The sequence below is a fragment of the Streptomyces sp. TLI_171 genome (assembly GCF_003610255.1).
In the GTDB taxonomy this organism is placed as follows: domain Bacteria; phylum Actinomycetota; class Actinomycetes; order Streptomycetales; family Streptomycetaceae; genus Kitasatospora.
The window spans coordinates 7,270,582-7,284,450 of record NZ_RAPS01000001.1 but is presented as its reverse complement, the minus strand read 5'-3'; the positions used below and the strand labels follow the sequence as shown (position 1 = coordinate 7,284,450).

The window sequence follows — 13,869 nt, the reverse complement described above, 5'->3', positions numbered from 1 at the left end:
CGCGCGCACGGGTAGTCGCGCGAAGCGGAAGGGCAGCGACTTGACGGATCGGCTCACCGGAGGGGACTCCTCACTGCTGCGTCGGATCAACGCGGCGGTCACCCTGCGGTCCTTGCGCGACGGAGAGGCCGTCACGCTCACCCAACTCGTCGGCGACACCGGCCTGTCCCGGCCCACCGTCGAAGGCGTGATCGAGGGGCTGCTGGAGTCGGGGCTGGTCGCCGAGGTCGAGCACGTCCAGGAGTCGGGCCGTCAGCGCGGCCGCCCGGCCCGCTGGTTCCGCTTCCGCGCCGAGGCCGGGCACGTCCTCGGCATCGAGATCGGCGTGCACGACCTGCGGGTGGTCCTCGCCGACCTGGCGGGCGAGATCCTGGCCAGCCACTCCAAGCCGGTCGACGAGTCGGTGGAGGCCGAGGAGCGGCTCACCCTGGTCCGCACCACCGTCGCCGAGGTGCTGCGCAAGGCCGGCGTCTCCCGCGACAGCCTGTGGGAGGTCGCCGTCGGCACCCCCGGCATCCTCGACCGGGACGGCACCGTCCGGCTCGGCACCGCGATGCCCGGCTGGACCGGCCTCGACCTCGGCGCCCGGCTGCGCCGCTCCTTCCGCTGCCCCGTCGTCATCGAGAACGACGCCAACCTGGCCGCCATCGCCGAGCACTGGAAGGGCGCCGCGGTCGGCAAGGGCGACGTGGTGTTCGTGATGGCCGGGCTCAGCCCGGGCGCGGGCTCGCTGATCGGCGGCCGCCTGCACCGCGGCTTCGGCGGCGCCGCCGGCGAGATCGGCGCACTCCACCTGCTGGGCCAACAGGCCACCCCGGAGCGGCTGTTGTCCACCACGGGCAAGCCGCTGGACCCGCTGGACGAGGCCGCGGTGGCCCGGGTGCTGCGGCTCGCCCGGGAGGGCGACCAGGTCGCGCAGATCGCCATGGACCGGTTCCTCGGCCGACTGGTGCACGACGTCACCGCGCTGGTGCTCGCCCTGGACCCGGAACTCGTCGTGGTCGGCGGCTGGGCGGCCGGCCTGGACGGCGTCCTGGAGCCGCTGCGCGAACAGCTCGCCGCGTACACCCTGCGCGCCCCCGAGGTCGCGCTCGCCGGACTCGGCTCCGAGGTGGTCGCGATGGGCGCGCTGCGGGTCGCCCTCGACCACGTCGAGGAGCAGCTGTTCGCCGTCGACCCGCCGACGGCGCGCTGACGCCCGTCAGGTCACGGCAGGCACAGCAGGTCGTACTCGCCCTTGAGGCGGTCCCGGGCGTGCGCCCGCATCCGGTGCGCGTACCGGGGGTCGGCCTTCAGCGAGTCGTAGCCGGCGCCGTCCCCGTCCGCCGCGCGCTCCAACACGCCTGCGGTGTCGGCGAGGTAGACGTCGAAGCCCGGGTACATCAGCACCGCGTACGGCAGGTCGTCGACGTCCAGCGCGAACACCGGGTACTCGCCCAGCTCGTCACGCTCGCCGTGCGGGCCGACGGACAGGATCCGGCGGGAGTCGGAGCCGCCGGGCAGCAGGAAGCACTCGCCGAACCGCTCGGAGAACGGCTCGAAGCAGCTGCCCCACAGCTCGCCGTACTCCTCGACCGCGATCTGCCCGAGGGTGCGCGGCGCGAGCGCGCCCGACGCGTCGAACCAGCCGTGGCGCTCCAGCATGCCGCCGTCGTACGCCAGCCAGGCGCGCAGGCCGGGCGACAGCGGGTGCCCGCTGGGGAACGCCTCGACGGCGCGCGGCCGCGGTTCACCCTCGACCCACGGCCCGGCGAACCGGTTGTACTCCAGCACCAGCCGCGACGGGTCCTGCCGGACCGCGGTGATCGCCCGCTCGACGAGCGCGCTGCCGTGGTCCCGCTGATCGGTCGAACTCATCGCCGTGCCACCCCTGTTCACCGGTCGTCAGTGAACGGGAGCGTAGCCGGGCGGACCGACAGGGCCGGACTGACGGTCCGTCAGGAGGCGGCGGTGGCCACGGCAGCGGCGGGGACGGCGGTGGCGACCTGGACGACGCCGGACTCGCCGAACGTGAGCTTGCAGGTGTCGGCGCGGTAGGTGGAGACCGCGACCGCCGCCAGCCGGCCCGCCGTGGCGTACTGGGTGGTGACGACCAGCACCGGGGTGCCCGGGGGGCGCTCCAGCAGCGCGGCCTCGGCGGCCTCGGCGACGCCCAGCTCCACCGAGCGGGACTCGCCGTCGATGCCGAGCCGGTCCAGCTGGCGCAGCACGCCGCGGGCGCGGTCCGTCCCGTCCACCACGACGGCGAGGTGCGGCAGCGCGGCGGACGGCACGTGCAGCGACTCGGCGGCGACCGTCACGCCCTGGACCGTGCGCAGCCGGCGCACCGTGTGCACCTGCTCGCCCTCGGCCAGGCCCAGCGTGCGGGCCAGCGCGGCGGAAGCGGGGCCGGTGGTGCAGTCCACCACCTTCCAGTCCTGGCTGCGGGTGGCGCCGGTGCGGCCGGCGGCCTCCCGGTCGGTGACCGGGATGCCGACCCGCGGGGCGGCGATCAGGGTGCCGATGCCGCGACGGCGGACCAGGCGGCCCTCCAGCTCCAGCTGGTCGAGCGCCTGCCGCAGGGTGGCCCGGGCGACGCCGAAACGCGCCGACAGGTCACGCTCGTTGGGCAGCACCTGGCCGGTGGAGAACTCGGCGTCCATGGTGCGCAGCAGCACCGTGCGCAGGTGCCAGTACTTCGGCTCCGCAGTCGCCGTGAGCGTCCCTTGCCCCACCGTGTCCTCCACCCTGAAGGACGGCGAGCCCGGCACCGCTCCCCGTTTCGGCAGGTGGGGAGGGCGGGCTTTATCCGTCCTTCTTTATTAAAGGTCTTTGCAGTAAGTGACATTAGGGCGTCGCTCGGGAGATGGTCAAGACCAATGGGCGGGATTCCTTGCGGATCGACCCCCGACCCGGTATGGCGCGGCGCTCCGACCGGGTTGTCGGCGCGGCCCGGTACCCTCGCTGGGTGCAGAGCATCACCACAGTCAACGTCAACGGGATCCGGGCGGCCGCCAAGAAGGGCTTCCTGGAGTGGATCGACGACACCAAGTCGGAGGTGGTCTGCCTCCAGGAGGTGCGGGCCGAGGCCGAGCAGTTCGGCGAGGTCATCGCCCGCCTCGACGGGTGGCACGCGGTCTGGGCCCCGGCCGTCGCGAAGGGCCGGGCCGGTGTCGCGGTGCTGTCCCGCCGCACCCCCGACGCCACCCGGATCGGCTTCGGCTCCGCCGAGTTCGACACCTCCGGCCGGTACGCCGAACTCGACCTGCCCGGCCTGACGGTCGCCTCGCTGTACCTGCCCTCGGGGGAGGTCGGCACCGAGCGACAGGACGAGAAGGAGCGCTTCATGGCCGAGTTCCTGGTGCACCTCGGCGAACTGCGCGCCCGGGCCGCCGCCGAGGGCCGCGAGGTGCTGGTGTGCGGCGACTGGAACATCGCGCACCGGGAGGCCGACCTGCGCAACTGGAAGGCCAACCAGAAGAAGGCCGGCTTCCTGCCGGAGGAGCGGGCCTGGCTCAGCCGCGTCCTCGACGACCACGGCTACGTCGACGTGCTGCGCAAGCACCACCCCGACCAGGAGGGCCCCTACTCCTGGTGGTCCTACCGCGGCCGGGCCTTCGACAACGACGCGGGCTGGCGGATCGACTACCACATGGCCACCCCCGGCCTCGCCGCGCGCAGCGTCGACGCCCGGGTGGAGCGCGCCGCGACCCACGCCGAGCGGTGGTCGGACCACGCCCCGGTGACGGTCGCCTACAGCTGACCCGAACTCACCTGCCCAGGGTTCACGTGCTCCGGGGCGGGGTGCGCACGCCTTCCAGCAGCAGGGCGAGGTAGTGCTGGGCGGTGGCGAGGCGGTCGGCGCGGGCGCCGCCGTGCACGTTGACGGCCTGGGCGACGCCGCACATCAGCGGGACCAGGTCGGCGGCGGCGAGGTCGGGGCGGACCGCCCCGGCCGCGCGGGCCCGGGCGAGGAGTTCGGTGCCCGCCGCGGCCAGCTCGGACTTCAGCTCGGCGGTGCGGGGCAGCGCGTTCGCGGGAGCGGCGAAGACGGGGGCCAGCGCGGCGTCGGCGACCTGCGCCTCCACCGTGCTGGACAGGAACACCTGCAGCGCCCGCCAGGGGTCGGGTTCGGCGAGCGCGTCCCGGCCGTGCGCGGCGAGCTCCTCCAGGCACGGGGCGGCGACGCTCTCCAGCAGCGCCTCGGGCGTGGGGAAGTGCCGGTAGACGGTGGCGACCCCGACGCCCGTCCGCCGGGCGACGTCGTTGAGCTGCAGGGCGGCGCCGCGGTCGACCAGCTCGCGGGCGGTGGCGATGATCCGGTCCCAGTTGCGGGCGGCGTCCTTGCGCAGCTGCGGGGTCGTCATGAGGCAGTCCGGGGTTCCTCGGTCGCGGTGTCGGCGTTCGATCATATGCGGGCCCGGGGACGGCGCGGCCACGCCGTCCCCGGGCCGGTGGCTCGTAGCCTCGGTCCACGGCGGACGCCCCCACGGACAGCGGGCCGGCCGCGCTGGTCCCGGTCGCGGTCCGCTACCCGGGGAAGCTGCTCGAACGGCTGATGTCGACCATCACCACCTCCGTGCTGGTCCCGTTCGCCGGGGCGGGCATCCTGACGCCGGCCCAGGTGTATCCGCTGGTCGTCGGCTCCAACCTGGGCACCGCGTTCACGGTGGTGTTCGCGGCGTTCGCCGGCGTCGGGCCGGACGCGGAGATCGGACTGCAGGCGGCCTTCGGGCACCTACCTGGGCAGCGTCTTCATCGCGCTGCCCGCGCTGGTCATCGTGCTGGTGGGCGCGGTCTGAGCGGACGGCCGGGGCCGGCGGGCGGTCAGGCCGCGGTGGGGGCGTGGGCTTCGCCGAGGCGGCGCACCGCCCGGGCGAGGCCGGGGTCGGTCGCCGCCCGCGGCGGGGGGACGGGCCGGGACCTGGCGCCGATGAGCAGGCCGGTCCGGCCGGTCAGCGACGCGTCGGTGGCGGCCGTGATCGAGGACCTGGCCGCTTCGGACGCCGGGCCGGAGGTGGAGCGTGCGAACCTGCGGCGCACCAGCGGCCACAGCAGCCGCAGGCCGGGCGAGACGATCCTCGGGTCGGTCATGGTGCCGGCGGTCATGTCGGTCGCGGCGCCGCCGGGGTCGGCGGCGAAGACCCCGACGCCGGTGCCGCGCAGCCGCTCGGCCAGGTCGAGGGTGTGGATCAGGTGGGCCAGCTTGGCGCGGCCGTACCAGTGGAAGCCGTAGTAGCCGCCGGGCGGCTCGACGCCGTCGAAGACCCGCTTGGCCACCCCGACCGCGCCCGAGGTCACGTTCACGATCCGGCTGGGGGCGCCGGCCGTCAGGGCGGGCAGCAGCAGTTCGGTGAGCAGGTACGGCGAGAGGTGGTTGAGGACGAAGGAGGCCTCGACGCCGTCCAGGGTCCGGTGGTCCGGGAACATCGCACCGATGTTGTTGACCAGCACGGCCAGGTGATCGCCCGAGGCGGCGTGGTCGGCGGCGATCCGGTCGGCGAGGGCGCGGACCTGGTCGAGCGAGGAGAGGTCGGCGGCGAGGAACCGGGCGGGGTGCGCCGGGCCGGTCGCGTCGATCCGCTCGACGGCCCGGGCGCCCCGGTCGGCGTCGCGGCCGACCACGGTGACCGCGAGGCCGGCGGCGGCCAGGCCGAGCGCGGTCTCCAGGCCGATGCCGCCCGTTCCGGCCGTGACCACGGCGGTCTTCGTCATGAGTTCCTCCACCCTCAGCAATTCGGATAGTTCATCCGCTTGATTCGGGACGATAGCACAAACGGATGAACCATCCACTTGTGGTCGGGGCACCCGAGGTGTGACGCCCGCGCGAACGGCGGCGCTGAAGCAGTGACACGGGCGCCGACCTGCGCCCCGCCGCGCCCCCGACCGCTGGAACCACGGTGACCGACACCCCGACCGCTCCGTCTTCCCCAGACCCCTCCGCTCCGGTGTTCGTCGACGCCAGCGGCCGCCGCCAGCGCCGCTGGCGGCGGATCGGCTGGGCACTGGCCGTCCCCGCCGCCGGCTACCTGGGCCTGGTCGCGAGCAGCGCGCTGGGCGGGCCGACCCTCGGCGGACCGCTGCTGCCGCAGCCCGCCGCACCCGCCGCCACGCCCGAGCGGACCGCCACCGCCACGCCCGCCGAACCGGACGCCACTCCGTCCGCCGGACGATCCGCGGACCAGGCCTCGACCCGGCCGAGCCAGACCGGCCCCACCGCCGCCCGCACCGGCCCGACGTCCGCCGCACCCTCGGCGAGCCCCGGCCCGTCCGACCCGTCCGCCTCGCCCTCGCACGGGCGGCCCAGCACAGCGCCCAGCAACAGCCGCAAGCCCACCAAGAACCCCTAGCGAGCTTTCGATGACCTCCCGTCAGAACTCCCGCCGCCGTGGCCGCCGCGGCGTGGTGCGGCAGCGTGCGCCGCGCACCCACTGGCTGCTGCTCGCCGCCATGGTGATCACCCTGGCCGCGGCCCTGCTGATGCAGGGCTACACCCGGCACCTGTTCGACACCGCGCCCGACGGCGCGCCCCGGGCCGCCGCGGCGGCCGACGCCGTGCCGCCGGAGGCCGCGCACGGCGGGCCGGTGATCGACGCCTCCGCCGCGACGCCACGCACCGCCCGCCCCGCGCCGCAGACCCTCGCGCTGACCTTCGACGACGGGCCGGACCCGGTCTGGACGCCGAAGATCCTGGACGTACTGAAGCAGCAGGGCGTGCACGCCACCTTCTTCGTGGTCGGCACCCAGGTCGCCGACCATCCCGAGCTGGCCCGCCGGATCCTCGCCGAGGGCCACCAGCTCGGCATCCACACCTTCACCCACACCGACCTCGGGCAGGCCGCGCCGTGGCGCCGCTCCCTCGAACTGCGCGAGACCCAGCTCGCGGTCGCCGGGGCCACCGGCACCACCACCGCGCTGCTGCGGCCGCCGTACTCCTCGACCAATGACGCGCTCACCGACGCCGACTGGCAGGCCGTCCGGCAGGCCGGGCAGGCCGGCTACCTGACGGTGCTGACCACCCTGGACAGCGAGGACTGGCAGCGCCCCGGGGTGGAGCGGATCGTCGCCAACGCCACGCCGAAGGGCCCGGCCGGGCAGGTCCTGCTGATGCACGACGCCGGCGGCGACCGCTCGCAGACCGTGGCCGCGCTCGCCGAACTGCTCCCGAAGCTGAAGGCGGCCGGCTACCGCTTCGCGACCGTCTCCGAGGCCGTCTCGATCCCCGGCGCCGCCCGTCCGGCGAGCGGCGCCGAGCACTGGCAGGGCCGGGCGCTGATCCTCGCGCTGACCGTCGGCGACCACGCGGTGGGCGCGCTGGACTGGCTGCTGGTGGCCGCGGGCGCGATCAGCGTGCTGCGGGCGGTCGCGCTCACCGCCGCCGCCGGCCGGCACCGCCGGCTGCGGCGGCGTGGCTGGGGCCCGCCGGTCACCGACCCGGTCACGGTGATCGTCCCCGCGTTCAACGAGCGGGCCGGCATCGAGGCGGCGGTCCGCTCGCTGGTCGCCTCCGACCATCCGGTGGAGGTGATCGTGGTCGACGACGGCTCCACCGACGGCACCGCCGACCTGGTCGACTCACTCCGGCTGCCCGGCGTCCGGGTCCTCCGGCAGGCCAACGCCGGCAAGCCGGCAGCCCTCAACAACGGCCTGCGGCACGCGAGTTGCGAACTGGTGGTGATGGTCGACGGCGACACCGTGTTCGAGCCGGACGCCGTCCGCCTGCTGGTCCAGCCGTTCGCCGACCGGCGGGTGGGAGCGGTCTCCGGCAACGCCAAGGTGATCAACCGGGGCGGTCTGCTGGGCCGTTGGCAGCACATCGAGTACGTGGTCGGCTTCAACCTGGACCGCCGCTTCTTCGACCTGGCCCAGTGCATGCCGACCGTCCCGGGCGCGGTCGGCGCGTTCCGCCGCTCCGCCCTGCTGCGCCTCGGCGGCGTCGCCGAGGAGACCCTCGCCGAGGACACCGACCTCACCATGGCGCTGTGCCGGGCGGGCTGGCGGGTCGTCTACGAGGAGCGCGCCGTCGCCTGGACCGAGGCCCCGGCCTCGCTGTCCGCGCTGTGGCGCCAGCGCTACCGCTGGTGCTACGGCACCCTGCAGGCGATGTGGAAGCACCGCCGGGCCGTCGGCCAGCGCGGCCAGGCCGGGAAGCTCGGCCGCCGCGGCCTGCTGTACCTGCTGCTGTTCCAGGTCCTGCTGCCGCTGCTGGCCCCGGCCGTCGACGTGTTCGCGGTCTACGGGCTCGTCTTCCTCGACCCGGTCCGGATCGCCGGGGTCTGGCTGGCCTTCCTCGCCGTGCAGTCCGCCTGCGCCTGCTACGCGTTCCGGCTGGACGGCGAACGCCTCGGCCCGCTCTGGTCCCTGCCGCTGCAGCAGCTGGTCTACCGTCAGCTGATGTACCTGGTGGTGATCCATTCGGTGTGGACGGCGCTGGCCGGCAACCGCCTGCGCTGGCAGCGGATGCAGCGCTACGGCGCCCTGCACGCCCCGGCCGACCGCGCCGGAGCCGCCTGAGGGCGCCGTGGCGGGCCTCAGACCAGGGAGGCCGCGAAGGCCAGCGCGACGGGGACGTGGTGCGAGCCGCCGCCCTCGTGGCCGTTGTAGGCGTAGACGCTGATCTCCTTCGGGCCGAGGTAGTGGTGGTAGGAGGCGAAGACCGTCTCCGGCGGGCAGACCTCGTCCATCAGCGCGACCGAGTACAGCGCGGGGGCGGTGGCGCGGGCCGCGAAGTTTAGGCCGTCGAAGTACGACAGGGTCCGGAACACGGTCTCCACCTTGTCGCGGTGGACCTTGCAGAAGTCGGCGACCTCCTTGTACGGGAACGCGTCGGTGATCTCGGTGGCGCGACGGATGTGCTGCAGGAACGGGACGTCCGCGATCACCCCGGCCAGGTCGGGCAGCAGGCCCGCGGCGGCCAGGGCCAGGCCGCCGCCCTGGCTGCCGCCGGCCACCAGGACCCGGGCCGGGTCGACGCCGGGGTGGGTGCGCACCGCGTCGACGGCCCGGACCGCGTCGGTGTAGAGCCGGCGGTAGTAGTAGGTCGCGGGGTCGAGGACGCCGCGGGTCATCGAGCCCGGGTGGGCCGGGCCGGCGCTGGGCGCGTCGTCGGAGGTGTCGCCGACGGACCACCCGCCGCCCTGGCCGCGGGTGTCCATGACCAGGTGCGCGTAGCCGGCGCTGGCCCAGCGCAGGTGGTCGTGCGGCAGCCCGCGGCCGCCGCCGTACCCGACGTACTCGACGACCGCCGGGAGCGGCCCTTCGGCGTCGCGCGGGCGGATCAGCCAGCCCTTGATGGGCTGCCCGGCGAAGCCCGGGAAGGTGACGTCCTCCACCGCCAGGGTGGTGAGACCGGTCTCGACGGGGGCAGTGTCGAGGGCGGCGGGGAAGGTTCGGGCGGCTGACAGGGTGTCGGCCCAGAACGCGGCGAAGTCGTCGGGTTCGGTCCGCTCGGGCCGGTGCTTGCGCAGCTCCGGCAGATCCATCGAAAGGAAGGCCATGGCGGCTCAGGCTAGGGCAGCGCGGCGCGGCCGCCAAGATCGGAACGGGCAGGAGCTGAAAGTTACTTAAGGGGTTAAGCCGTGACCTGGTGAATCCACCCGAGGGTTCGCGTCGGCGATTGACCGGTCCGCGCCACTGTCCCTAGGTTCCGCGGAACCAGGCCAGCGGCCCTCGTGCGTCGCCGACTTAAGCGTATAAGTCCTGCGGCTCCTGGTGCCCGTTCGGTTCGGACCTCCACCACCCGGGAGTTGGCACATGAGACAGCGTTCGGCGGCCCTGCTGGCCGCGGCCCTGACGGCGATGACGGCGGTCGCGGCCTGCTCCGGCGGGAGCGGCGGCACGGGGGGCGCGGCGGTGGCCCCGTCCGACCCGGCCTCGGTGAGCGGGGACATCACCGTGCTCACCCACAAGACCGACCTCGCCGCGGACGGCACGCTGCAGCGCTACGCGGCGGAGTTCAACAAGGTCTACCCGAACGTGCACGTCAAGTTCGAGGCGATCGTCAACTACGAGGGCGACGTCAAGATCCGCTTGAACAGCAGCAGTTACGGCGACGTGCTGATGATCCCGGCCGCCGTCCCGGTCGCCGACTACCCCAGGTTCTTCGCCCCGCTGGGCAGTTCGGCCGAGCTCGACCGGAAGTACCGCTTCGTCGACGGCGGCGGGTACGACGGGCAGGTCTACGGCCTCGCCATCAACGGCAACGCGACCGGCATGGTCTACAACAAGGCCGTCTGGCAGCAGGCCGGGATCACCGACTGGCCCACCACGCCGGCGGAGTTCCGCGCCGACCTGCAGGCGATCAAGTCGAAGACCCAGGCCACGCCGCTCTACACGATCTACCACGAGGGCTGGCCGATCACCGCCTGGCAGAGTTACCTCGGCGAGACCGGCTGCGACCCCGGCGCCGGTGACGCGCTGGCCACCGACACCGCGCCGTGGGCCGCCGGCAAGGAGCTCAACCGGATCGACACCCTGCTGTACGACGTGGTGCACGACCAGCTGACCGAGAAGGACCCGACCACCACCACCTGGGACGCCGCGAAGAGCCGGCTCGGCACCGGGAAGATCGGCACGCTGCCGCTGGCCTCCTGGGCGATCTCGCAGCTGAAGGCCGCCGCGAAGGCCGGCGGCGCGGACCCGTCGAGCATCGGCTTCATGCCGTTCCCGGCCCAGGCCGACGGGCACTTCTGCTCGGTGATCTCCCCGGACTACCGGGAGGCGGTGAGCATCCACTCCAAGCACAAGGAGGCGGCCCGCGCCTGGGTGGACTGGTTCGTGGACCGCAGCAGCTACGCGCAGGACCAGGCGCTGCTGCCGACCCTGAAGGCCGGGGCGATGCCGGAGGAGCTGAAGGCCTATCAGGACGCGGGCGTGAGGTTCATCCAGCTCGGCCAGGCGAAGAACGCCGAGGTCTCGAAGATCGACAACCAGTCCGAGATCGGCCTGAACAAGCCGGACTACCGCCAGCACCTGGTCGACCTGGCCCGCGGCGCGGGCAGCGGCACCCTGGACGGCTACTTCGCCGAGCTGAACCGGAAGTGGGCCGCCGCGGTGAAGACCGCCGGCTCCTGACGGACCGTCCGAGACCGACGAACGGGGCGACATGCACCGACCCACCCGCCGCAGGCCCGGGCGCGGCCTGCTCGCGCGGTCCACGCCGTGGCTCTTCCTCGCCGTGCCGCTGGCCCTGCTGGTGACCTTCACCTACACCCCGGTGTTCAGCATGCTGTTCTACAGCCTGACCAGCTGGGACGGCTTCAGCCCGCAGAAGGAGTTCGTCGGGCAGGCCAACTACACCGAGCTGTTCACCCGGCCCGACCTGTTCCAGGTGTTCTTCGTCAGCCTGTTCTACCTGGCCTCCGGCGCGGTGCAGATGGTGCTGGCGCTGTACTTCGCGACGGTGCTGAGCTTCCACGTCCGGTTCCGGAACTTCTTCAAGGGCGTGCTGTTCTTCCCGTACCTGGTCAACGGCGTCGCCATCGGGTTCGTGTTCCTCTACTTCTTCCAGCCCGGCGGCACCCTGGACTCGGTGCTCGGCCTGTTCGGCGCGCGCGGCGACCACCTGTGGCTGGGCGACCCGCAGCTGGTCAACTGGTCGCTCGCCTCGGTGTCGCTCTGGCGCTACCTGGGCCTGAACTTCGTGCTGTTCCTCGGGGCGATCCAGTCCGTACCGGGCGAGATCTACGAGGCGGCCGAGCTCGACGGCGCGAACCGCTGGCACCAGGTCCGGCACATCGTGCTGCCGGGCATCCGGCCCGTCGTCAGCCTCAGCGCCATCCTGGTGGTCTCGGGTTCGCTGTCCGCGTTCGAGATCCCCTACATCATGACCGGCGGCGCCAACGGCAGCACCACCTTCGTGATCCAGACCGTCAAGCTCGCCTTCCAGTTCAACAAGGTCGGCCTGGCCTCGGCCGCGGCCGTGGTGCTGCTCGCCGTCGTCCTGCTGACGACCTGGATCCAGCGGGTCCTGGTGCCCGACGAAGGGGTTGAGCTGGTATGACGACGCACGTTCCGCGCGGGTTCGGCGCCCGGTCGGCGGTGGCGGCCAAGTACCTGTCGCTGGTGGCCGCTTCGACGGCGACGCTGCTGCCGCTGGCGGTGGTGCTGATGGCCGCGTTGAAGACCGAGCCGGAGTCGGCGGCCGGCGGGCCGCTGACGCCGCCGCACGACTGGTTCAACCTGCGCAACTTCGAGGTGGCCTTCAGTCAGGGGCACCTGCTGCGGGCGTTCGGGAACACCGCGTTCATCCTGGCGTTCTCGGTGACCGGCACGGTGCTGATCGGCTCGATGACCGCGTACGCGATCGACCGGTTCAGGTTCCCGTTCCGACGGCTGACGATCTCGCTGTTCCTGCTGGCCTCGCTGGTGCCAGGTGTCACCACCCAGGTGGCGACCTTCCAGATCATCAACTCCTTCGGCATGTTCAACAGCCGCTGGTCGGCGATCGCGCTGTACACCGGCACCGACATCGTGTCGATCGTCATCTTCCTGCAGTTCATGCGGGCCATCCCGGTCTCGCTCGACGAGGCGGCCCGGATCGACGGGGCCTCGCCGCTGCGGATCTACCGGACGGTGATCCTCCCGCTGCTCAAGCCGGCCATCGCGACGGTGGTGATCGTGAAGGGCGTGGTGGTCTACAACGACTTCTACGTCCCGTTCCTGTACATGCCCTCGCCCGAACTCGGCGTGGTCTCCACCTCGTTGTACTCCTTCAAGGGCCCGTACGGCGCGCACTGGGAGATCATCTGCGCGGGCGCGGTGCTGGTGATCGTGCCGACCCTGGTGGTGTTCCTGTTCCTGCAGCGGTTCATCTACAACGGCTTCACCCGGGGAGCGACCAAGTGAAGCGGGTGACGATCGCGGAGATCGCGGAGCGGGCGGGCGTGTCGATCGGCGCGGTGTCGTACGCGCTCAACGGGCGGCCGGGGGTGTCGGAGGAGACCCGCCGGCGGATCGTGGAGATCGCCGACCGGATGGGCTGGCGGCCGAGCCTGGCCGCGAAGTCGCTGTCCGGGTCGCGCGCGCACGGCGTCGGGCTGATCCTGGCCCGCCCCGCGGACACCCTCGGTGTCGAGCCGTTCTTCATGCGGTTCATCTCCGGGCTGGAGCGCGAGCTGTCGGGGCAGCGGATCGCGCTGTTGCTGCAGGTGGTCGAGGACCACGGGGCCGCCGTGGAGGCGATGCGCCTGTGGTGGGCCGAGCGGCGGGTGGACGGGCTGGTGGTCACCGACCTGTACGCGCAGGACAGCCGGATCGCGGTGATCGACGAGTTGCGGATCCCGGCGGTGCTGGCCGGCCGGCCGCGGACGGACACCGGACCGGCCGCGGTGTGGACCGACGACACCGCCGCCGTGGACTCCTCGGTCGACTACCTGGTGGCGCTCGGCCACCGCCGGATCGCCAGGGTCGCCGGCCTGCCGGCCCTCGACCACACCCAGGTGCGGATCGCCGCGTTCCGCGCGGCCATGCTCCGGCACGGCCTGGGCGAGCCCCGGGTGGTGGAGACCGACTACACCGCGGAGGAGGGCGCGCAGGCCACCCGGGCGCTGCTGTCCCGGCGCGACCGGCCGACCGCGATCCTGTACGACAACGACGTGATGGCCGTCGCCGCGCTCAACGTCGCCCAGGAGATGGGCATTCCGGTGCCCGGCGAGCTGTCCATCCTGGCCGGCGACGACTCGCAGCTGTGCGTGCTGGTCCGGCCGGCCCTGACCGCCCTGACCCGGGACATCCAGGCGTACGGCCTGCACACCGCGCAAGTGCTGCTGGACCTGATCGACGGGCGCCCGCCGCGCTCGCACCAGGAGCAGACCGCCCGCCTCACCGTCCGCGGCAGCACCGCCGCACCGCCCGCACGCGCCTGAGCGCCGCGCGCCCCGGCGGTGGGCG

General features: G+C 73.3%; 14 protein-coding genes. 8 read left to right on the top strand and 6 right to left on the bottom strand.

Annotated elements, in window-relative coordinates:
- Positions 1–40 precede the first annotated feature (40 nt).
- On the top strand, positions 41–1,195 hold the full coding sequence (locus BX266_RS32420; protein WP_099905735.1) for an ROK family protein: 1,155 nt from the start codon (positions 41–43) through the stop codon (positions 1,193–1,195).
- Positions 1,196–1,206: 11 nt separating this feature from the next.
- Here BX266_RS32420 and BX266_RS32415 read toward each other — a convergent pair whose 3' ends face one another.
- Complete coding sequence (locus tag BX266_RS32415; RefSeq protein ID WP_099905733.1) at positions 1,207–1,857, bottom strand: hypothetical protein; 651 nt, start codon at positions 1,855–1,857, stop codon at positions 1,207–1,209.
- 80 nt (positions 1,858–1,937) lie between these two features.
- A complete protein-coding gene (locus tag BX266_RS32410) occupies positions 1,938–2,714 on the bottom strand; it encodes a GntR family transcriptional regulator (RefSeq protein ID WP_099908562.1) in 777 nt (258 codons plus the stop codon).
- 233 nt (positions 2,715–2,947) lie between these two features.
- Between BX266_RS32410 and BX266_RS32405 the strand changes: the two genes are divergently transcribed.
- The gene (locus BX266_RS32405) at positions 2,948–3,742 is read left to right on the top strand and encodes an exodeoxyribonuclease III (RefSeq protein WP_099908560.1); all 795 of its coding nucleotides are present in this window, start codon (positions 2,948–2,950) and stop codon (positions 3,740–3,742) included.
- A gap of 22 nt (positions 3,743–3,764) precedes the next feature.
- On the opposite strand, the gene BX266_RS32400 is transcribed toward BX266_RS32405, so the two are convergent.
- The 3 genes from BX266_RS32400 to BX266_RS32390 all read right to left on the bottom strand — a co-directional run bounded on the left by BX266_RS32400 (position 3,765) and on the right by BX266_RS32390 (position 5,694).
- Positions 3,765–4,346: a TetR/AcrR family transcriptional regulator gene (locus BX266_RS32400; RefSeq protein ID WP_099905731.1), complete on the bottom strand. Its 582-nt coding sequence runs from the start codon at positions 4,344–4,346 to the stop codon at positions 3,765–3,767.
- Positions 4,347–4,509: 163 nt separating this feature from the next.
- Positions 4,510–4,638 carry a hypothetical protein gene (locus BX266_RS40325; RefSeq protein ID WP_259464963.1) on the bottom strand — a complete coding sequence of 43 codons (129 nt, stop codon included), beginning with the start codon at positions 4,636–4,638 and terminating at the stop codon, positions 4,510–4,512.
- Between the two features lie 168 nt (positions 4,639–4,806).
- Positions 4,807–5,694 carry an SDR family NAD(P)-dependent oxidoreductase gene (locus tag BX266_RS32390; protein WP_099905729.1) on the bottom strand — a complete coding sequence of 296 codons (888 nt, stop codon included), beginning with the start codon at positions 5,692–5,694 and terminating at the stop codon, positions 4,807–4,809.
- A gap of 185 nt (positions 5,695–5,879) precedes the next feature.
- Between BX266_RS32390 and BX266_RS32385 the strand changes: the two genes are divergently transcribed.
- Together BX266_RS32385 and BX266_RS32380 are read left to right on the top strand one after the other, a co-directional pair.
- A complete protein-coding gene (locus BX266_RS32385; RefSeq protein WP_099905727.1) occupies positions 5,880–6,329 on the top strand; it encodes a hypothetical protein in 450 nt (149 codons plus the stop codon).
- A 10-nt stretch (positions 6,330–6,339) separates the two neighbouring features.
- Entirely contained in the window at positions 6,340–8,493 is a 2,154-nt protein-coding gene (locus BX266_RS32380; protein ID WP_099905725.1) for a bifunctional polysaccharide deacetylase/glycosyltransferase family 2 protein, read from the top strand.
- Positions 8,494–8,510: 17 nt separating this feature from the next.
- Here the strand turns inward: BX266_RS32380 and BX266_RS32375 are convergent, their stop codons facing one another.
- Positions 8,511–9,476, bottom strand: a complete 966-nt coding sequence (locus BX266_RS32375) for an acetylxylan esterase (protein WP_099905723.1) — start codon at positions 9,474–9,476, stop codon at positions 8,511–8,513.
- A gap of 256 nt (positions 9,477–9,732) precedes the next feature.
- Between BX266_RS32375 and BX266_RS32370 the strand changes: the two genes are divergently transcribed.
- The 4 genes from BX266_RS32370 to BX266_RS32355 are packed head-to-tail and all read left to right on the top strand — an operon-like array spanning position 9,733 to position 13,844.
- Positions 9,733–11,052: an ABC transporter substrate-binding protein gene (locus BX266_RS32370; protein WP_099905721.1), complete on the top strand. Its 1,320-nt coding sequence runs from the start codon at positions 9,733–9,735 to the stop codon at positions 11,050–11,052.
- 31 nt (positions 11,053–11,083) lie between these two features.
- Positions 11,084–11,980 carry a carbohydrate ABC transporter permease gene (locus tag BX266_RS32365; RefSeq protein WP_099905719.1) on the top strand — a complete coding sequence of 299 codons (897 nt, stop codon included), beginning with the start codon at positions 11,084–11,086 and terminating at the stop codon, positions 11,978–11,980.
- Positions 11,977–12,825 (top strand): carbohydrate ABC transporter permease, encoded by an 849-nt coding sequence (locus tag BX266_RS32360; RefSeq protein ID WP_099905717.1) that lies wholly within the window; start codon positions 11,977–11,979, stop codon positions 12,823–12,825. The genes BX266_RS32365 and BX266_RS32360 overlap by 4 nt, the downstream gene beginning before the upstream one ends.
- The gene (locus BX266_RS32355) at positions 12,822–13,844 is read left to right on the top strand and encodes a LacI family DNA-binding transcriptional regulator (protein WP_099905715.1); all 1,023 of its coding nucleotides are present in this window, start codon (positions 12,822–12,824) and stop codon (positions 13,842–13,844) included. The genes BX266_RS32360 and BX266_RS32355 overlap by 4 nt, the downstream gene beginning before the upstream one ends.
- The last annotated feature ends 25 nt before the right edge of the window (positions 13,845–13,869 follow it).

Coding starts and splice junctions, on each gene's coding strand:
- BX266_RS32370 (WP_099905721.1), top strand. CDS start 9,733: ATGAGACAGCGTTCGGCGGCCCTGCTGGCCGCGGCCCTGACGGCGATG.
- BX266_RS32365 (WP_099905719.1), top strand. CDS start 11,084: ATGCACCGACCCACCCGCCGCAGGCCCGGGCGCGGCCTGCTCGCGCGG.
- BX266_RS32390 (WP_099905729.1), bottom strand. CDS start 5,694: ATGACGAAGACCGCCGTGGTCACGGCCGGAACGGGCGGCATCGGCCTG.
- BX266_RS32415 (WP_099905733.1), bottom strand. CDS start 1,857: ATGAGTTCGACCGATCAGCGGGACCACGGCAGCGCGCTCGTCGAGCGG.
- BX266_RS32375 (WP_099905723.1), bottom strand. CDS start 9,476: ATGGCCTTCCTTTCGATGGATCTGCCGGAGCTGCGCAAGCACCGGCCC.
- BX266_RS32400 (WP_099905731.1), bottom strand. CDS start 4,346: ATGACGACCCCGCAGCTGCGCAAGGACGCCGCCCGCAACTGGGACCGG.
- BX266_RS32360 (WP_099905717.1), top strand. CDS start 11,977: ATGACGACGCACGTTCCGCGCGGGTTCGGCGCCCGGTCGGCGGTGGCG.
- BX266_RS32380 (WP_099905725.1), top strand. CDS start 6,340: ATGACCTCCCGTCAGAACTCCCGCCGCCGTGGCCGCCGCGGCGTGGTG.